Annotated in this window: 19 protein-coding genes and 1 pseudogene; 10 read left to right on the top strand and 10 right to left on the bottom strand. The window is 71.5% G+C overall.

The annotated features are described in order from the left end of the window. Window positions 1-93 precede the first annotated feature (93 nt). A complete protein-coding gene (locus AC3A3L_RS08285) occupies window positions 94-513 on the top strand; it encodes a hypothetical protein (RefSeq protein WP_487639515.1) in 420 nt (139 codons plus the stop codon). Between the two features lie 82 nt (window positions 514-595). Here AC3A3L_RS08285 and rplI read toward each other — a convergent pair whose 3' ends face one another. The 4 genes from rplI to rpsF all read right to left on the bottom strand — a co-directional run bounded on the left by rplI (window position 596) and on the right by rpsF (window position 2389). Further along, window positions 596-1042, bottom strand: a complete 447-nt coding sequence (gene rplI, locus AC3A3L_RS08280) for a 50S ribosomal protein L9 (protein WP_487639514.1) — start codon at window positions 1040-1042, stop codon at window positions 596-598. Window positions 1043-1056: 14 nt separating this feature from the next. Next, entirely contained in the window at window positions 1057-1293 is a 237-nt protein-coding gene (rpsR, locus tag AC3A3L_RS08275) for a 30S ribosomal protein S18 (protein ID WP_056603689.1), read from the bottom strand. An 83-nt stretch (window positions 1294-1376) separates the two neighbouring features. Beyond that, a complete protein-coding gene (locus AC3A3L_RS08270) occupies window positions 1377-1976 on the bottom strand; it encodes a single-stranded DNA-binding protein (RefSeq protein ID WP_487639513.1) in 600 nt (199 codons plus the stop codon). A 122-nt stretch (window positions 1977-2098) separates the two neighbouring features. Further along, window positions 2099-2389, bottom strand: a complete 291-nt coding sequence (gene rpsF, locus AC3A3L_RS08265) for a 30S ribosomal protein S6 (protein WP_268113116.1) — start codon at window positions 2387-2389, stop codon at window positions 2099-2101. A gap of 213 nt (window positions 2390-2602) precedes the next feature. Between rpsF and AC3A3L_RS08260 the strand changes: the two genes are divergently transcribed. Both AC3A3L_RS08260 and AC3A3L_RS08255 read left to right on the top strand, forming a co-directional pair. After that, entirely contained in the window at window positions 2603-3565 is a 963-nt protein-coding gene (locus AC3A3L_RS08260; protein ID WP_487639512.1) for a serine/threonine-protein kinase, read from the top strand. Beyond that, a complete protein-coding gene (locus AC3A3L_RS08255) occupies window positions 3562-4374 on the top strand; it encodes a deoxyribonuclease IV (protein ID WP_487639511.1) in 813 nt (270 codons plus the stop codon). The genes AC3A3L_RS08260 and AC3A3L_RS08255 overlap by 4 nt, the downstream gene beginning before the upstream one ends. An 8-nt stretch (window positions 4375-4382) precedes the next feature. Here the strand turns inward: AC3A3L_RS08255 and AC3A3L_RS08250 are convergent, their stop codons facing one another. Both AC3A3L_RS08250 and AC3A3L_RS08245 read right to left on the bottom strand, forming a co-directional pair. Next, window positions 4383-5039, bottom strand: a complete 657-nt coding sequence (locus AC3A3L_RS08250) for a class F sortase (protein ID WP_487639510.1) — start codon at window positions 5037-5039, stop codon at window positions 4383-4385. Next, window positions 5032-5982, bottom strand: coding sequence for a hypothetical protein (locus tag AC3A3L_RS08245; RefSeq protein WP_487639509.1), 951 nt, complete (start codon window positions 5980-5982; stop codon window positions 5032-5034). The genes AC3A3L_RS08250 and AC3A3L_RS08245 overlap by 8 nt, the downstream gene beginning before the upstream one ends. Window positions 5983-6509: 527 nt before the next feature. Between AC3A3L_RS08245 and AC3A3L_RS08240 the strand changes: the two genes are divergently transcribed. After that, entirely contained in the window at window positions 6510-7646 is a 1137-nt protein-coding gene (locus AC3A3L_RS08240; protein ID WP_487639508.1) for a lipid II:glycine glycyltransferase FemX, read from the top strand. Between the two features lie 7 nt (window positions 7647-7653). Next, on the top strand, window positions 7654-8733 hold the full coding sequence (locus AC3A3L_RS08235) for an alanine racemase (RefSeq protein WP_487639507.1): 1080 nt from the start codon (window positions 7654-7656) through the stop codon (window positions 8731-8733). Here the strand turns inward: AC3A3L_RS08235 and AC3A3L_RS08230 are convergent. From AC3A3L_RS08230 to AC3A3L_RS08220, 3 genes and pseudogenes are all read right to left on the bottom strand, one after another. Next, on the bottom strand, window positions 8644-9921 hold the full coding sequence (locus AC3A3L_RS08230; protein ID WP_487639506.1) for a hypothetical protein: 1278 nt from the start codon (window positions 9919-9921) through the stop codon (window positions 8644-8646). The two genes, AC3A3L_RS08235 and AC3A3L_RS08230, sit on opposite strands and share 90 nt — an antisense overlap. 8 nt (window positions 9922-9929) lie before the next feature. Then, window positions 9930-11498 (bottom strand): transglycosylase domain-containing protein, encoded by a 1569-nt coding sequence (locus AC3A3L_RS08225; RefSeq protein WP_487639841.1) that lies wholly within the window; start codon window positions 11496-11498, stop codon window positions 9930-9932. 18 nt (window positions 11499-11516) lie between these two features. Further along, window positions 11517-12020: pseudogene (locus tag AC3A3L_RS08220) on the bottom strand (transglycosylase domain-containing protein); the annotation flags it as partial. Window positions 12021-12343: 323 nt separating this feature from the next. On the opposite strand from AC3A3L_RS08220, the gene AC3A3L_RS08215 reads away from it, so the two are divergent. The 5 genes from AC3A3L_RS08215 to AC3A3L_RS08195 all read left to right on the top strand — a co-directional run bounded on the left by AC3A3L_RS08215 (window position 12344) and on the right by AC3A3L_RS08195 (window position 17532). Beyond that, entirely contained in the window at window positions 12344-12940 is a 597-nt protein-coding gene (locus tag AC3A3L_RS08215; protein ID WP_487639505.1) for a helix-turn-helix transcriptional regulator, read from the top strand. A 52-nt stretch (window positions 12941-12992) separates the two neighbouring features. Beyond that, the gene (locus AC3A3L_RS08210; RefSeq protein WP_487639504.1) at window positions 12993-14075 is read left to right on the top strand and encodes an inositol-3-phosphate synthase; all 1083 of its coding nucleotides are present in this window, start codon (window positions 12993-12995) and stop codon (window positions 14073-14075) included. 175 nt (window positions 14076-14250) lie between these two features. Continuing rightward, the gene (locus tag AC3A3L_RS08205) at window positions 14251-15624 is read left to right on the top strand and encodes a type 2 periplasmic-binding domain-containing protein (RefSeq protein WP_487639503.1); all 1374 of its coding nucleotides are present in this window, start codon (window positions 14251-14253) and stop codon (window positions 15622-15624) included. Continuing rightward, on the top strand, window positions 15600-16583 hold the full coding sequence (locus AC3A3L_RS08200; RefSeq protein WP_487639502.1) for a carbohydrate ABC transporter permease: 984 nt from the start codon (window positions 15600-15602) through the stop codon (window positions 16581-16583). Before AC3A3L_RS08205 ends, AC3A3L_RS08200 begins: the two co-directional genes overlap by 25 nt. Before the next feature lie 7 nt (window positions 16584-16590). Continuing rightward, window positions 16591-17532: a carbohydrate ABC transporter permease gene (locus AC3A3L_RS08195; protein WP_487639501.1), complete on the top strand. Its 942-nt coding sequence runs from the start codon at window positions 16591-16593 to the stop codon at window positions 17530-17532. A gap of 138 nt (window positions 17533-17670) precedes the next feature. On the opposite strand, the gene AC3A3L_RS08190 is transcribed toward AC3A3L_RS08195, so the two are convergent. Further along, window positions 17671-18627 (bottom strand): hypothetical protein, encoded by a 957-nt coding sequence (locus AC3A3L_RS08190; protein ID WP_487639500.1) that lies wholly within the window; start codon window positions 18625-18627, stop codon window positions 17671-17673. Between the last annotated feature and the right edge of the window lie 165 nt (window positions 18628-18792).

The following is an 18792-nucleotide window of genomic DNA, read 5'->3' as shown; positions in this document are numbered from 1 at the left end:
TCTCCACATGACGCGGGGCCGGCGGTGGCGACACCGCCGGCCCCTTCGTCGTCTCCGGAACGCCTCGGCCCGTCGCGCCGTCGCACTGCCATGATGGTCACGATCCGGCGCCTCGCCCTCCTGCTCGCCGCGAGCGCCGTGCTCGCCTCGTGCGGCACGGAGGAGGGTGCCGACCAGCCGACGACCGACCCGCCCGTCGCCGAGGAGACCACCGTGGACCCCACCCCCAGTCCGTCGGGCAGTCCGCCCGACAGCCCAGCACCGCGCGACGTCGTACGCGCCGTCGACGACCTGGCCGCCAGCCTCGGCGTGGACGCCGGCGAGGTCGAGGTGGTGTCGGTCGAGGAGGTCACCTGGCGCGACGGCAGCCGCGGCTGCGCCGAGCCCGGGATGGCCTACACCCAGGCACTCATCGACGGCTCGCGGATCACGCTCCGCGCCGGTGGTCGGACCTACGAGTACCACTCCGGCGGGAGCCGGCCGCCGACCCGCTGCGACAAGCCGACCCAGTAGACCCCGATGGACCCCGGTGGACGCAGCACGGCCCGCCACCCCTCAGGGGCGGCGGGCCGTGATGTCGTGCGTGTCGGTCGCGTCAGGCGGGGACGACGTTGAGGGCCACCGTGGCGGACACCTCGTCGTGCAGCTTGACGGCCACCTCGTGGGCGCCGAGCGACTTGATCGGGTTGGCCACCACGATGGTGCGGCGGTCGACCTTCTCGCCGGAGACGGCGGTGATGGCGTCGGCGATCTCGGTGGTGGTGACGGCGCCGAACAGGCGGCCGCCCTCACCGGCGCGGACCTTCACGTTGACCGCGTTGGCCTCGAGCTTCGCCTTGACGTCCTTGGCGTGGTCCTCGTCGCGCACCGCGCGAGCGGTGCGAGCGGCCTTGATCGACTCGATCGTCTTCTCGCCGCCACGGGTCCAGCGGATGCCGAGGCCGCGGGGGACGAGGTAGTTGCGGCCGTAGCCGTCCTTGACCTCGACCACGTCACCGGGGGCACCGAGGCCGTCGACCTCCTGGGTCAGGATGAGCTTCATGTCCCGTGCTCCTCTCAGCGACCGGTGGACGTGTAGGGCAGCAGGGCCAGCTCGCGCGCGTTCTTGACGGCGATGGCCACGTCGCGCTGGTGCTGGACGCAGTTGCCGGTCACGCGGCGGGCGCGGATCTTGCCGCGGTCGGAGATGAACTTGCGGAGCAGGGTGGTGTCCTTGTAGTCGACACCGGTCGCCTTCTCCTTGCAGAACTGGCAAACCTTCTTCTTGGGCTTGCGCAGAATTGCCTTGGCCATTGTGGTGCTCCCTTTCAGTGAGCCCGGCCCTGAAGGCAATCAGGGACGGAATGGAATGTGTTTTCTTGGGATGTGCTCCCGGATCAGAACGGGGGCTCGTCGTTGCCGCCGTTGACCCCGGGCGTGGCCCACGGGTCGTTGGGCGGGGCGGACTGGCCGCCACCCTGCTGGCCCTGGGACTGTCCGCCCCAGCCGCCGCCACCCTGCTGCGAGGGAGCCGGGCTGGCCCACGGGTCGTCGACCGGCGCGGACTGCTGCCCGCCGCCACCGCCGCCCGAGTAACCGCCGCCACCGGAGTAGCCGCCACCGCCGCCCTGTCGCGTCGTCTTGGTGACCTTGGCCGATGCGCTGCGCAGCGACGGGCCGACCTCCTCGACGTCGATCTCGAAGACGGTGCGCTTCTCACCCTCGCGGGTCTCGTACTGGCGGGACTTGAGGCGACCCTGGACGATCACGCGCATGCCCCGCTGGAGGGACTCGGCGACGTTCTCCGCGGCCTGGCGCCACACAGCGCAGGAGAGGAACAGCGTGTCGCCGTCCTTCCACTCGTTGCTCTGGCGGTCGAAGGTGCGCGGCGTCGACGCGATCCGGAAGTTGGCCACGGGGGCACCCGAGGGGGTGAACCGCAGCTCCGGGTCGTCGACGAGGTTGCCGATCACGGTGATGGTGGTCTCGCCTGCCATGAGGTCTCCTCAGAAAGTCCTGCTGCTGTGCCGGTTGATCCGGGTGCTCCCGGTGATGCGCCCATCAAACAGGCACTCACCGACAGCGGGAAGGGTGTTTCCACAGATGCCCGGGAGGGCGATCAGTGGGCGTCGGGACGCATGACCTTCGTGCGCAGGATCGACTCGTTCAGCGTGAGCTGGCGGTCGAACTCCTTGACCGTCGCGGGCTCGGCCGTCAGCGTGACGACGGCGTAGATGCCCTCGGCGTTCTTCTTGATCTCGTAGGCCATCCGGCGACGACCCCACACGTCGACGGACTCGACCGAGCCGCCGTCCTTGCGGATCACGTTGAGGTACTTGTCGAGCGACGGCTCGATGGTGCGCTCGTCGAGACTCGGGTCGAGGATGACCATCACTTCATAGGCACGCATAGCGGTCTCCACCTCCTCTGGGCTAGAGCGGCCACGGGCTCTCCGTGGCAGGAGGACTGTGCGTTCGCGGCGGGGGTACGACGTGGGTCGTGCGCCGCGGTCGCCCGAAGGCAACCGCAGAAGATTATCAGCGGCGGCCCCGGCGGCTGGAATCGTCGTGGTCCGCCTGTGGAGGACCGTCCCGCGACCGCCGGCCCGGTCTAGCGTCGAGGGGTGCCGGCGACCCCTTCTTCGCGCGCCCACCGGACCGCCAGCCGCGCGGCGGCCACGGTCGTGGCGGGCCGCTACCGGCTGCTCGACCAGGTGGGATCCGGAGGGATGGGATCGGTGTGGCGTGCGCACGACCTGCGCACCGGGCAGGACGTCGCCCTCAAGGTGCTCGGCCGGCACAGCTCGGCGCTGCTCGCCCGGTTCGTGCGCGAGCAGGCCGTGCGGGTGCGCCACCCGCACGTGGTGGCACCGCACGGATGGGCGGCGGAGGACGACCTCGTCGTGCTCGCCATGGAGCTCGTGACCGGCGGGTCGGTGGCCGACCTCCTCCGCGAGCACGGACCGCTCGACGCGGGCACGTGTGCCGTGCTCGTCGACCAGCTGCTCATGGGCCTCGCCGCCGTCCACGCGGCCGGTCTGGTGCACCGCGACGTCAAGCCGGCCAACCTCCTCCTCGAGGCGACGGGCGACGGTCCACCGCACCTGCGGCTCGGCGACTTCGGGGTCGCCGCGCCGCTCGCGGACCGACGCCTCACGACGGTGCCCGGTGCGATCGGGACCGACGGCTACATGGCGCCCGAGCAGGCGCGGGGAGCGCCGCCGGAGCCGACCCAGGACCTCTACGCCGTCGGGCGCGTGGCCCTCGAGCTCGTCACCGGGGAGCCACCCGCACGCCAGGGCACCGTCCCGTCCCACCCGCTGCGCCCGCTGCTCGAGCGGCTGTTGGTGGCCGACCCCGGGCAGCGCGTCGCGACCGCCGAGGCGGCGCTGCGGCTGCTCCGACGGCTGCCGGTGCCGCCGCCCGCCGGGCCACCGGTGCCCGACCGGCTCGGCCCGCCGCCACGCGGACGACGTACGACGCCGGGGCGGCCCGCAACGGTCGACTGGCTCGGCTGGGCCGCGGTGGCCGGCCTGGCCGGCGTGGTCGTCGGGTGTCTGTGGGTGCTCCTAGGCTGGACGGCATGAGCACCTCCCCCTCCACCTCCCTCTCGATCGGCGCCCACGTCGAGCAGACCGACCCGATCGCCGAGGCGCTGGCGCGGGAGACCTCGCTCGTGCAGTTCTTCCTCGGTGACCCGCAGGGCTACAACGGGCCGGAGATCCGCTTCGAGGGCGGCGCGGCGGCGCTGCGCGCCGCGGCCGAGGAGGCGGGCGTCGACCTCTACGTCCACGCTCCCTACATCGTCAACGTCGCCACGACGAACAACCGGATCCGCATCCCGAGCCGCAAGCTGCTCCAGCAGCACATGGACGCAGCCGCCGAGATCGGCGCCAAGGGGCTGATCGTGCACGGCGGCCACGTCAACAAGAGCGACGACCCGACCGTCGGCTTCGACAACTGGCGCAAGGCCGTGGAGGCGACCGACATCAAGGTCCCGCTGCTGATCGAGAACACCGCCGGCGGCGACAACGCGATGGCCCGCCACCTCGACCGCATCGCCGGCGTCTGGGACGCGATCTCCGCGGCCGAAGGGGCCGACGACGTCGGGTTCTGCCTCGACACCTGCCATGCCTGGGCCGGGGGCATCGAGCTCGGCGACGCGGTCGAGAAGGTGCGCGCCATCACCGGCCGCATCGACCTGGTCCACGCCAACGACTCGCGCGACACGTTCGGGTCCGGCGCCGACCGCCACACCAACTTCGGGCAGGGACACCTGCCTCCCGACGAGTTCGCCGGTGTGGTGCGCGAGGCAGGCGCCCCCGTGATCTGCGAGACCCCGGGCGGGGCGAGCGAGCACCAGGCCGACTTCGCGTGGCTCCGCGAGCACCTCTGACCGGTTGATCAGTCGACCGGCTGCGCCGTGACCACCACGTTGCTGCGGTAGTCGGTGCCGTCCCAGTCCTCGCAGGTGATCAGGACCAGCCGCGGTGGACCGGTCCGGCCGAAGACGTCGACACTGCGTCGGGCCAGCTCGTCGCGGCTCAGCACCTCGACCGACCCGACCCGGTAGGCGAGCCCAGCATCGCCCGAGCGCACCACGACACGGTCGCCGGGCGCGAGCGACTCGAGGTCGTCGAAGGCACCGCCCCCGGTGTGCACGGTGTGACCGGTGACCACTGCGGCACCCCCGCCCGCCCCGGGTCGGGCGCCGCCCGACCACCAGCCGACCTGCTGCGGGTCCGACGGCGGGGTGAGGGCTCCGTCCTCGGTGCTGATCGGCACCACCGGCACCTGCACCCCGAGCGCAGGCACCACGAGCACCTCGGGTCGTACGCCGGTCGCGCGCCTCGCCGGTGCGGTCGACGCGGGCGCCGACCCCTGGGAGGGGCCGGCCACCCTGATCGCCGGAGGGGGGTCGACCTGCGACGCGCCCGCGTCCGGCGTCGGTGCCGACGTCTCGAGCCCGTGCCCCGCCAGGAACAGCCCACCCGCGACCAGTGCGGGTGCGGCTGCTCCCAGCAGGAGCGTCGTCAGCAGACGGCGTCGGGGCTCACCCACGGATGCGGTGCCACCCCAGTCGGGCAGCCGCCCCACCGATCAGCACCATCAGCAGGCCGAGCATGACCTGGACGGGACTCGGCCCGACGGGAGAACCGCCCTCCTCGCCCGCGTTGACCGCCGTCGGGAGCTGCTGCTGCGGGGCCGACGAGGCCGGACCGGTCCCGCCCTGGTTGGCGCCGCCCGAGCTGTTGTTCCCGCCGGAGGCCTGGACCCCCAGCACCTCGGGCGACTCGGTGTCCTCACCCTGCTGGGGCTGCTGCGTGGCCGGCGGCGTCGCCGTGGTGGTGGGCGCAGTCGTCGGCGGGGTCGTCGGCGGCGTGGTCGGCGGAGTGGTCGGCGGGGTCGTCGGCGGGGTCGTCGGCGGGGTCGTCGGCGGGGTCGTCGGCGGGGTCGTCGGCGGAGTGGTCGGCGGAGTGGTCGGCGGAGTCGTCGGCGGAGTCGTCGGCGGCGGGGTGCCGCAGCCCTCGACCCAGAACACCTTGTGCTTCACGGTCGCGCCGTTGGACTCGGGCGTGTTGATGGTCAACTTAACGTGGTAGCCCTGCTGCGGGTGCGGGGCGCCGGTGAAGGACAGGGTGTAGACCTGCGACCCGTCGAGGCCGTCGTTGCCCGCGCCCGCCCCCGGGTCGTTGTCGAGCTGGACGGTCGTGTCGCCGGCGACGGTCATGCCGACACCGGTCGTGGGCGGCTGCTCCTCGAAGAGCACGGTCGAGACCACGCCCGCGTCGAAGCCGTACCACTCGAGCTGGAAGGTGCAGCCGACGTGCGGGGTGTTGTTGGGGATGCTGTCGATGTCGCCGTGCGGGGCGACCTTGACGGTGCCGTTGTTGCCCTGCGGGCCGGCAGCGGTGGCGAGCGGGGAGCCGGTGACGGCTCCGAGGCAGACAAGGGCGGCGAGGCCCAGGCGTGGAGCGAGGCGGGTTCGATCGATGGTGCTCATGGCTGGATGCCCCCAGGGTCGGTGCGGCGCCGGGTGCGCCGTCGTTGGCCGGGGATCGGGGCTTCCGGTCTCCCACAGACCGCCCCGACCCCCACTTGTGGAACGTCACCCACGACCCGACTGGTACGGCCCGATAGCACTTTCGCGCCAACCTTGTCCCCGTCTTGATCGGGTCCTGACGTTCTTCGACATCCCTGTGGTCACGCCCTGCCCCTAGGGGTGGGCCACGGGTGGACGAGCGCGAGGACCGACGTTGTCAGGAAAGTTCTGACGTCGGCGCAACCAAAACCGTGTGGCCCACGTCTCTACCGGTGGAGGGACCAGACACGTACGGGGGTCGTGTCTGGTCCCTTGGCATGTCGCCCTGTCCCGGGGCCGTCGCGAGCGCCATCTGGCGCGTGCGATGGCAAGGCGGAGGAGGGAGACATGACGGAGTCATGGCGACTGACGACAACGAAGCCAGCGGGCGTGCCGGACGGCGCGCAGCAGGTCACGGGGTCTGGGCAACATGCCTTAGCCTTGCCGGGGTGACGACCCCCCTGACGCTGCGACCCATCTCCGCCCAGCAGCACCGCGACCTGGTCGCGTCCCGGTCGTCCGCCAGCTTCCTCCAGACCCCCGCCTGGGCGAGCGTGAAGGCGGAGTGGCGTGCCGAGTCGATCGGCTGGTTCCGGGGCGACGACCTCGTCGGCGCAGCCCTGGTGCTCTACCGCCAGCTGCCCAAGATCCGGCGCTACCTCGCCTACCTCCCCGAGGGTCCGGTCATCGACTGGTCCGGCGACGACCTCGACGCGTGGCTGGCTCCGATGGTCGCCCACCTCAAGAAGCAGGGCGCCTTCGCGGTGCGGATGGGCCCGCCCGTGGTCACCCGCCGCTGGTCGGCCGAGCAGGTCAAGGCCGGCATCGCCGACGCGTCGGTGCGGCGGCTGGGTGACGTACCCCCGCTGGAGCGGACCCAGGACGGCGCCCGCGTGATCGCGCAGCTGCACGAGCTCGGGTGGCAGCTGCAGTCGGCCGAGGGCGGCTTCACCGCCGGCCAGCCGCAGTTCAACTTCCAGGTCCCGCTGGTCGACGACGACGGGCAGCCGCGCTCGGAGGCCGACGTCCTCGCCGGGATGAACCAGCTCTGGCGCCGCAACATCAAGAAGGCCGACAAGGCCGGCGTCGAGGTGACGCTCGGCGAGCGGACCGACCTCAAGGCCTTCCACGACCTCTACGTCCACACCGCCGAGCGCGACGGCTTCACCCCGCGCCCGCTGTCCTACTTCGAGACGATGCACGACGCCCTCGCCGCGGAGGACCCCGGCCGCATCCAGGTGTGGCTCGCCCGCCACGACGGCGACCTCGTCGCGGCGACGATCGGGATCCGCGTCGGCACGCACGCCTGGTACTCCTACGGCGCGTCCTCCACCGAGAAGCGCGAGGTCCGCGGCTCCAACGCGGTGCAGTGGGCGATGATGCGCCACGCCCTCGACGCCGGGGCCCACGTCTACGACCTGCGCGGCATCACCGAGACGCTCGACGCCGACGACCCCCACGTCGGGCTGATCCAGTTCAAGGTCGGCACCGGCGGCCGCGCGGTCGAGTACGCCGGCGAGTGGGACCTGCCGGTCAACCGCGCCATCTACAAGGCCTTCCAGCTCTACCTGTCCCGGCGCGGGTGATCCGGACATGAGCCTCACCCTGACCGTCGACGGCGAGCGCTGGCGCTCGCACCTGCTGCGGACGGTCCGCACGCACCCGGGGATCGTGCCGGTGGCCAAGGGCAACGGCTACGGACTGTCCGTCGCCCGCCTCGCGCGGCGCGCGCAGTGGCTCGCCGACCACGCCGACGACACGGGCGCACCGGTCGACACGATCGCCGTCGGGACGTACGACGAGGTGGAGGACGCCGCCAGCCGCTACTCGGGCGACCTCCTCGTGCTCACCCCGTGGCGACCGTTCGGGGCGGCACTCGAGCTCGACCCCCGGGTCTCCTCGCGGGTGGTGCACACGGTCAGCCGCCCGGACGACCTGGCTGCGCTCCGGGAGCACGACCCCGACGCCCGGTTCGTGCTGGAGCAGCTGACCTCGATGCTCCGGCACGGGATGTCCCGTCGCGACCTCGCCGCTGCGGCCGCGATGCTCGGTCCCGGGCGCAGCGGCCTGCGCGGCGTCGCGATGCACCTCCCGCTCAACACCACCTCGCACCTCGGCGAGGTGAGCCGGCTGATCAACGACATCGTGGCCTCCGGCCTGCCGACGCGCACCGTCTTCGTCTCCCACCTGACCGAGGCCGAGCTGGCGCGGCTGGCCACCACCTACCCGGACTTCACGGTCCGACCCCGCATCGGCACCGACCTCTGGCTCGGCGACCGCGGCGCCCTGGCGGTGACCGCGACGGTCCTCGACGTGCACGAGGTCGAGCGGGGCGACACCTTCGGCTACCGCGGCCGCAGCGCCCCCAAGCACGGCCACATCGTCGTGGTCAGCGGCGGCACCGCCCACGGCATCGGCCTGGAGGCGCCGACCGGCGACCAGTCCCTCAAGGCGCGTGCCGCGACCCTGGCCCGAGGCGGCCTCGACGCCGTCGGCTTCGTGCGCTCGCCGTTCTCCATCGACGGCAAGCAGCGGCTCTTCGCCGAGCCGCCCCACATGCAGGCATCGATGCTCTTCGTCCCGTCAGGGGCGCGGGTCCCGTGCGTCGGCGAGGACATCGAGGTCCGGGTCCGTTTCACCGCGACCGACTTCGACCGGGTCGTCATCGCCTGAGTCGTCGGCGTCGCGCAGCACCGCGGCGACCAGCCAGACCAGCCCGGCCACCCGCAGCAGGACCGCCAGCCAGTAGGCGCGCGAGTCGTCCGCCACGGTCGGCACCAGGGCCTCGCCGACGTACCAGCCCGTGAGCACCCAGCTGAGCAGGTGCAGCGCCTGCCACACCAGCAGGTCGCGCCAGCGGCGTACGGCGATCGCGGCGAGCGGGAGCACCAGCAGCGCGGTCTCGGGGGGCGCCGAGGGTGCGACGACGAGCGCGGCGGCGAGCAGCACGAGGCCCGCGCGGGCGGTGGTGAGCGGGGTGGCCCGGCCGGCTCGACGGACCAGCCACCACGCCGCGCCGGCGGCCAGCGCCAGGACGAGCACCTGGACGGCGGTGCGCGTGGTGGTGGACGTGCCGGGGCCGGTGCGGCCGAGGAGGAACCAGATCGACCCGATGTCGGGCGTCTCGGCGCTCGCGCGGCCGGGCAGGGTGACGACGACGTAGGCCGCGGCAGCGGCCAGCAGGGCGTCGACGCGGTCACGCAGACGACCGCCCACGGCGACGACGCCCACGAAGGCGACCGCCACCGGCAGGGCGAACGCGGCACCGACACCGGCTCCGACACCGGCGAGCCAGGATCGGCCCGAGGTCCACCCCCACAGCAGGACGGCGACCCCCACGGCCGCCACCAGCTCCCACGACAACCAGTGGACGAGGAGCACCGGCGACAGCGCCCACCCGGCGGCCGCCCACGGCCGGCGTGCGTCGACACGCACCAGCAGCGCAGTGACCAGCAGTGCGAGGGCGGCGAGGACGACGGCCAGTGCGGCCGTCGTCGCCACCGTGCCGGCGCCGGGCGACCACTCGGCAGCGCGGTGCACCCAGGTGGCGACCCGCGGCGGCGACCCGGCGTCGACCGAGGTGCCGGCGAGGTCGGTCCAGCACAGCTCCGTGAAGGGCTGGTGCTGCTTGGCCCAGCCGCTCGGCACGCAGGCCGTCTTGCCCACCATGCCGGCGGCCAGCGTCAGGGCCGTCGCGCCAGTGAGCACCCGCGCGGGGCCCCACCACGGGTGCCCGCCCGCGTGGTCGCCCAGCGGGCCACCGACGACCTCCGACATCGCCGCGGCGACCGGGTCGGTGCGGGTGGGCGCGTCGCGGTGACCGGGGACGACCTCGGGCGCGGGGCGAGCGGGGCGGTCCACGGAGCTGCTCAGGGACGTACGTCGGCGAGCGGCTGGCGCGGCTGGAAGCGCTGGGTGGGCGGCGGGGTCGTCGGCGGCTCGGTCGGCGCCGGCGGCGGGGGCGGGGTCGTCGGGACCGGGGTCTCGGTCGGCACCGGCGTCTCGGTCGGGACCGGCGTCTCGGTCGGGACCGGCGTCTCCGTCGGCGTCTCCGTGGGCGTCTCGGTCGGCGGTCCGGCCGTCTCGGTCGGCGTCTTGGTGGGCTGCGGCGCCTGCGAGGTGGGGGACGGGGGCGGCGGAGGCGGCGTGTAGTCGTGGCCCTCCTCCGGCGCGTCGCCGTCGACGTAGACGGGCTCGGGGAAGTCCTCGACCTCCTTGCCCTCCATCACCCGCTGCATGATCGAGGTCCAGGTCTTGGCGGGGTAGTTGCCGCCGAAGTAGCCGGACTTGCCGTCGGAGCTGGTGGGCAACCACAGGTCGGCACCGTCGGGGCGCGGGACGTCGAGACCCTCGCGCCCCTTGCCGCGGACGTACATCACCGCGGTGGAGACCTGCGGTGTCATGCCGACGAACCACGAGGACGAGACCTCGTCGTCGTCGTTGGTCGCCGTCCCGGTCTTGCCCGCCGCGGGGCGGCCAAGTGCGAGCGCCTCGGTGCCCGACCCGGACTGCACGACCTGCTGCAGGGCGTAGGTGACGTCGGCCGCGATGTCGGGGTCGACGGTCTCCTTGCTGCGCTTCTTGGCCTCGTAGAGGACCTTGCCGCTCCGGTCGACCACCTTCTGCAGGACGTGGACCTCGTTGCGGACGCCGTTGTTGGCGAGCGTGGCGTAGGCGTTGGCCATGTTGATCGGGCTCACCTGCGCCGTGCCGAGCGTGACGCCGACGTTCTCCTGGAAGTCGATCGAGCGGCGCGGGATGCCCCACCGCTGCGTCTCGTTGCCCGGGATGCCGAGGTCCTCGGCGGCCTGGATGACCTTCTGCGGCCCGTCGTCCATCGAGTCGACCATGTCGACGAAGGCGGTGTTGACCGAGTTCTCGGTGGCGGACAGCATCGACACGGCCGAGCCGTAGTCGGTGTCGCCCTGGTTGCCGAACTCGGTGCCCGCGATGTCGATGGGGCTGTTGCCCTCGAACGTGTCGTTGAGGGAGAAGCCGTCGCGGATGGCAGCGACATCGGTCGCCGCCTTCATCGTCGAGCCGGCCATGCCGCCCGAGACCGCCCAGTTGATCTGGGAGTCGAGGTAGTCCTGGCCGCCGTAGAAGCCGAGCAGCTCGCCCGTCGAGGTGTCGACGGTGGCTGCGCCGACGTGCAGGTCCTCGTTGCCGGCCGGCCCGGGCATGCCGGCGTCGGGCCGCTGCTCGGTGACGGCCTCCTCGACGTCGCTCATCACCTGCGGGTCGAACGTGGTGGTGATGCGCAGGCCACCGCCGTCGACCTCGTCCTCGGTGGCGATGCCCCGGGAGAGGATCTCCTGCTTGACGAGCGCGAGCATGTGGCCCTTCTGACCGCCGAACTGGCTCTGCGCCGCGATCTTGGGGAACTTCGGGAGCTTCTTGAGCGCCTTGTCACGCTGCTCGGGCGTGATGGTCTCCATGTCGGCCATGCTGTCGAGCACGTAGGCGTAGCGACCCTTGAGGTCGGCCTTGGCCTCCTTGCCGTTGGCCGGGTCGTACTTCGACGGGTTGTTGAGCACGGTGGCGAGCACCGCGGACTCGCGCAGGTTGAGGTCCTTGGCCGGGTGGTCGAAGTAGGCCTCGGAGGCGGCCTCGACGCCGTAGGCCCCACGGCCGAAGTAGATGGTGTTGAGGTAGCCCTCGAGCACCTCTTCCTTGCTCAGCTCCTGCTGGATCTTGAGCGAGACGACCGCTTCCTTGATCTTGCGCTTGTAGCTCTGCTCGCTGGTCAGGTAGAGGATCTTGACGTACTGCTGCGTGATCGTGGACGCACCCTGGCGGGCGTTGCCGCGAGCGTTGGAGAAGAGGGCACGCAGGATGCCCTTGGGGTCGATGCCCTTGTCGGTCCAGAACGTCTGGTTCTCCGCCGCGACCACCGCGTCCTGCATGGTCTCGGGCATCTCGGACAGCGGGATCGAGACGCGGTTCTGGTCCTCGTAGTAGGTGCCGAGCTGCTGCTCGCCGTCGCGGTAGTAGACGAAGGTGGTCTGCGCCTCGAAGTCCTCGTTGGGCTCCGGGATGCTGATCGCCTGGTAGAGGACGACGACAGTCCCGCCGAGGACGATGGCACCGACGATGCCGATGACCAGCAGGATCTTGGCGACTCCGGCCGCCCGCTGCTTGCCGGTGCGCCGCTTCTTCGGCTTCCGGGTCTGGGCCTTGCCGTCGGCCCGCCGCTTCTTAGCACTCACAGGGCAACAGGGTACGGGCAGGGGTACGACAACCCCGATTCGTCGCTGGCGGATATATCAGTACGATAGGTCACATGGCACGCCGTGGTGACACCATCGAGCTCGCAGTCCTCGGACTGCTGCACGAGGGACCCATGCACGGCTACGAGCTGCGCAAACGGCTCAACCTGATGCTCGGCTGGGGTCGCGTGCTGTCCTACGGCTCGCTCTACCCCGCCCTGAAGAAGATGCTGCGCGCCAACCTCATCACCGAGGTCAGCGCGACCACCACGCCGACGAGCCGCCGGCCGCGCATCGTCTACGAGGTCACGCCGGCGGGCAACGAGCAGTTCCAGCGGCTGATGTCGGAGGTGGGCCCGACCGCGTGGGAGGACGACAACTTCGACATCCGGTTCGCGTTCTTCTCCTCCACCGACATGGAGATCCGCCTGCGCGTCCTGGAGGGGCGCCGCTCGCGGCTCCAGGAGCGCCTCGCCCGGGTCCAGGCCGAGCTGGCCCGCACCCAGGCCGAGGTCGACCGCTACGCCGGGGAGCTCCAGCGCCACGGCGTCGAGTCCGTGGAGCGCGAGGTCCGCTGGCTCTCCGACCTCATCCGGGCCGAGCGCGGCGACGAGCGCGCCGGCGCCGCCGACCAGCCGGTCGACCGCACCGGCACCGAGCACCCGATCTGACCAGCACCACCGTCCAGCAGCCAGAAGACCCAGCACAGAGAAGGAGAGCCCCATGGGTTCGGTACGAGTAGGGATCGTGGGAGTGGGCAACTGCGCCACCTCCCTCATCCAGGGCGTCGAGTACTACAAGGACGCGGACCCCGCAGGCACCGTCCCGGGGCTCATGCACGTCGTCTTCGGTGACTACCACGTCAAGGACGTGGAGTTCGTGGTCGCCTTCGACGTCGACGACAAGAAGGTCGGCAAGGACCTGTCCGAGGCCATCGACGCCTCCGAGAACAACACCATCAAGATCAGCGACGTCCCCACCCTGGGCGTCGAGGTCAAGCGCGGCCCGACGCTCGACGGCCTCGGCAAGTACTACCGCCAGACCATCGAGGAGTCGGCCGCCGAGCCGGTCGACGTCGTCCAGGCGCTCAAGGACGCCGAGGTCGACGTCCTAGTGTCCTACCTCCCGGTGGGCTCGGAGGAGGCCGACAAGTTCTACGCCCAGTGCGCGATCGACGCGGGCGTGGCCTTCGTGAACGCCCTCCCGGTCTTCATCGCCTCCGACCCCGAGTGGGCCAAGAAGTTCGAGGACGCCGGGGTCCCGATCGTCGGCGACGACATCAAGAGCCAGGTCGGCGCCACCATCACCCACCGCGTGATGGCCAAGCTGTTCGAGGACCGCGGCGTCGCGCTGGACCGCACCTACCAGCTCAACGTCGGCGGCAACATGGACTTCAAGAACATGCTCGAGCGTGAGCGCCTGGAGTCCAAGAAGGTCTCGAAGACCCAGGCCGTGACGTCCAACCTCAAGGGCGAGCTCGCCGACAAGGTCAGCGACCGCAACGTCCACATCGGTCCGTCCGACTACGTGGCGTGGCTCGACGACCGCAAGTGGGCCTACGTCCGCCTCGAGGGCCGTGCGTTCGGCGACGCCCCGCTCAACCTGGAGTACAAGCTCGAGGTCTGGGACTCCCCCAACTCGGCCGGCATCATCATCGACGCCGTCCGCGCGGCCAAGATCGCCAAGGACCGCGGCATCGGCGGCCCGATCCTGCCGGCCTCGGCCTACCTGATGAAGTCCCCGCCGGTGCAGATGGCCGACGAGGTCGGTCGCGCCGAGCTCGAGAAGTTCATCAAGGGCGAGTGAGCCCGGGCGTCCGACGACGCCGGCAAGACCCAGCACGAAGCAGCGGCCCCGCAGTCCATCCGGACTGCGGGGCCGCTGCGTGTGTCCCTTCACCCGACGGGGTGATGAGTAGAAGCGCTTCTCCGGGGTACGGCTTGAGGGGGCCGGAACAGTCCGGCCGGGAGGAGGGACCACGATGCGACTCGCGCGTACGACGGGACTGCTGGCTGCGGCCTGCCTGCTCGCCGCCTGTGCCCAGGGGACCGGCGACTCCGAGGAGACGTCCGACGCCTCCTTCGACTCCGACGCGGACCTCTCGGGCACCGTGCAGGTGATGGGGTTCGGCGCCGGCGACGAGATCGCCACCGTCCGCCTCGACCGGGCCAAGGAGGCGCTGGGCGACGCCCAGGTCAAGCTGGTCGAGGGCGACCTCGACATCCAGCAGTTCCTGTCCTCGGTCGCCTCCGGCGAGCCGCCGTCGCTGGTCTACGCCGAGCGGAGCCAGATCGGCACGTTCGCCTCGCGCGGTGCCGTCGTACCCCTCACCGACTGCATCGAGGGCGAGGGAATCGACACCTCCGTCTTCCGCGAGTCGGCCCTCGACGAGGTGACCTTCGACGACGAGGTCTACGGCATCCCCGAGTTCAACGTCGTCCAGCTCACCCAGGCCAATGCCGACCTGCTCGAGCAGTCCGGGCACACGGTCGAGGACGTCAACGGGTCCGACTGGGACGCGATCCTCGCCGCCAACAAGGACCTGATGAAGATGCAGGGCGGCAACCTCGCCACCATCGGCTACGACAGCAAGCTCCCGGAGTTCCTGCCGCTGTGGGCCAAGGCCAACGGCGCCGACCTGATCTCCGAGGACGGTCGCACCGCCCAGCTCGACGACCCCGCGGTCGTCGAGGCGTTGGAGTTCGCCGTCTCCGTGTACGACGCCCAGGGCGGGTTCGGCGAGGTCAAGGCCCTGCGCGACTCGGCCGACTTCTTCGGCGACGGCAACCAGTTCGCCAGCGGGACGCTCGGCGCGATGCCGATGGAGCAGTGGTACGTCAACGTGCTCAACGACGTCTCGCCCGACGCGCCGATGGCCTTCGACACCGTGCGCGACCGCCAGGGCGAGCCCATCGCCTGGGCGTCCGGCTCGGCGTGGGCCATCCCCAAGGGCAGCCCCGACCCCGAGGCCGCGTGCCGCATGGCACGGGTGATGACCGAGACCGACTCCTGGATGGCCGCGGCCGAGGAGCGCGCGTCGATGCGGGAGGAGGACGGCGGCCTGTTCACCGGGATCCTCACCGCCAACGAGGACGCGGACGAGCAGATCCGCGAGATGGCGCCCACCGACGGCGACTCGGCCTGGTCGCAGGCGGTCGCGGCGATGTACGAGTCCAACGACCACACCTTCGCCATGCCGGCCAACCCGGCCGGTGACGAGTTCGAGCAGGCCTGGCAGGACGAGGTCAACAAGGTGCTGACCGGCGACAAGGAGCCTGCCGACGCCCTGGCCGACGCCCAGCAGGCAGCCCAGGACGCGCTCGACGAGGCATGGGCTACCTGGGACGAGAAGTGACCGTCGCCGCGCCCGCCGGCACCCCGGTCGGCAGCCCTGCGGCCCGCCCCCGGCGGCCGCGGGCGCGGGGGCGCCACCAGGGCCGTGTCGCGCTGCTGTTCATCAGCCCGTGGCTCATCGGGTTCGCCGTCTTCATGGCCTACCCGGTCCTCTACACCGGCTACCTCTCGCTGACCGACTACGACGTCATCAACGACCCGTCCTTCGTGGGCCTGGACAACTACCGCGAGCTGGTGGCGGACGAGAAGGTCACGCTGGCGCTGCGCAACACGTTCGTCTTCACGGCGATGTCGGTGCCGACCCAGCTGGTGTTCTCGCTCGGCCTCGCGCTGCTGCTGCAGCGCGCCGGGCGCGCAGCCGGCTTCTTCCGCACCGCGTTCTTCCTGCCCAAGATGACGCCGCCCGTCGCCATCGGCGTGCTCCTGCTGCTGCTCCTCAACGGGCAGAATGGCCTGGTCAACGAGTTCCTCGGCTGGTTCGGCATCAACGGACCCAACTGGACCACCGACCCGGCCTGGGTGAAGCCGGGCCTGGTGGTCATGTCGCTGTGGACCGTGGGCGCCTCGGTGATCATCCTGCTCGCGGCGCTGCAGCAGGTGCCCGAGGAGCTGCTCGACGCCGCCCGCGTCGACGGCGCGGGCTGGTGGCAGCGGCTGTGGCACGTGACGCTGCCGATCATCAGTCCGGCGATCTACTTCATCGTCGTCGTCGACACCATTGCGTCGCTGCAGTCCTTCACCGAGGCGTACACGGCCTTCTTCGGCGCCGGCAACACGACGTACAGCAACGACGCGGCCCTGTTCTACGCGATCTACCTCTTCCAGCAGGCGTTCGAGTTCCTGCACATGGGCTACGCGTCCGCGCTCGCGATGCTGCTCTTCGTCATCGTCATGGTGGTCACCGCGGTGCAGGTCTGGCTCAGCCGGCGCTACGTCCACTACACCGGCGGAGCGAGGTGACCCGGAGATGAGCACCCTCGACCGCACGGCCGCACCTTCCGACCGGCCGGACCCCACCGCCACCGGCCCCGCCACCGGGGGTCTCGAGCCGGCGCCACTCCGCCCTGACGCGCCCCGCCCCCGCGGCCTGGCCACCCGCATCGTCGTGGGTGCGCTGCTCGTCGCCGTCACGATCGCGTTCGTCTACCCGTTCGTGTGGCTGGTGAGCGCCTCGCTCAAGCCGCGCAGCGACGTCTTCGACAACCGGCTCATCCCCGAGACCCTGACCTTCGACAACTACATCGAGGTCTGGAACGCCGCACCCATGGGCGCGTGGCTGCTCAACACGGCGTTCGTCACCGTGATGGCGACGATCACCGTCACCGCCTCGAGCGCGCTGGTGGCGTGGGGGTTCGCGCGCTACCAGTTCCGGGGGCGCAACCTGCTCTTCGGCCTGGTGCTGGCCTCGATGATGATCCCCGGCGCGGCGACGATGATCCCGACCTACCTGATCTGGAACTCGCTCGGCATGGTCGGGACGCTGACGCCGCTGTGGGCCGGCAACCTGTTCGGCACGGCCTTCTACATCTTCCTGCTCCGCCAGTTCTTCCTCGGCCTCCCGACCGAGCTGTTCGACGCCGCCGAGATGGACGGCGCCGGGCACTGGAAGGTCTTCTGGCACGTCGCGCTCCCGCTGACACGGCCCGCCCTGGTGGTGGTCGCGCTGTTCGAGTTCCAGGCCGCGTGGACCGACCTGATGCGCGGCCTGATCTACCTGCGCGACCGCGAGGACTTCACCGTCCCCCGCGGCCTGAAGTCGATGCTCGACCAGTTCGGCTTCGGCGGCGAGTGGCACTGGGAGCTGATCGTGACCGCCAGCGTCATCACCACCGTGCCGATGATCATCGTCTTCTTCCTCGGCCAGAAGCAGATCATCCAGGGCGTCGCCACCACGGGCACGAAGGGCTGACCTCCTCCCGCCCGGCTCGAAGAACTGCGGCGGCGGGACAGTGCGAAGGGCCGCGAGTCGTCGTACGGCCGCAGTTCTTTGCGACGGAGCCGGCAACCGGCGCTCGACCCGGCCCGCCCGCACCGGATCAGGTGGCCGTCACGCAGCCCGAGGCCGCCCGGCCTGACGTCGGCTCAGGTCGGACCGCCCAGCCGCGGTCCAGCACGACTCGCGGAACAGCGTCGTCCACGCCCGGATCCGCTGCGGGTCGTGCGGGCGTCCGACCGCCGCATCCGCCTCACGCAGGATCGTGACCGGTCGGCGGAGCAGGTCGTCGTCGGTGTAGGCCCGCCTGACCCAGTCCGCGTCGACGATCCGGCGGTCACGCCGACGGTCGACCCGCTGGTGGCGCCGGTCGGCATGCACCGCGCCGTCGTAGTCCGCCAGCGTGCGCGTGCCGCGCAGCCACACGTCGCCACGAGCCGCGAACGTGCCGTCGTTGTCGCGCACGATGTGCTGGGTCTCCACGTCCAGGTCGCACACGACGTAGAGGACCCGCAGCAGCGTCTCCATCACCGAGTCGGCCTGCGCGTCGGCGAGGGCCACGGCCCGTCGCAGCCGCCCGACTCCCCGGCGGTGCTGGCGGCAGATGAGGTGGAGCTCGAGCAGCTCGATGTCGCGGGCCCGCAGCGCGCTGTCCACCAGCACCACGAGGTCGAGCAGGCTGAGCAGCGGCGCGCAGGTCAGCAGGGTCTCGGCCGCGGTCGCCACCCGGACCCCGCGACGTACGTCGTGTGGCGGGGGCGAGCGGTGGCGGGTCACCCGGAGCCGTCCGGGCCGCACGGGTGCGGTCACGCCGTAGGGCATCGCCGCGCACGCCGGCAGGTCCTCCGGCAGGGGTGGGAGGTCCCATCCCCGGACGGAGGCCGCGGTCAACGCCGAGAACACCGCCTCTGCCGGGAGCAGCAGCTGCCAGGCCCGCAGATCGGCGAGCTGCGGATCCGTGACGTCGGCGCGACGGTGCAGCCCCCGCGTGACGCGTACCCAGGATCGACCGCGGCGTCGCCCGACCACCACGTCCTGGTCGTGGTCGGACTCCTCGCCGCGCATCTCCATGTCTGCGAAGGTGCCGCGACCGGCTCGCACTGGCACCCCGCGCGTGCGCGACCTGTGGACATCGGCTGCCCGTGACCGGCTGTGGAAGGTATGAGGTCCCCCAGTGGGTCCGGAGTCCGAAGAACTGCGGCCGCGCGACCGTTCGCCGGCCCACCCGGTGTCCCC

It is taken from the genome of Nocardioides sp. Soil_C_8 (genome assembly GCF_057656315.1).
This window is presented reverse-complemented; position numbering and strand designations above follow the sequence as displayed.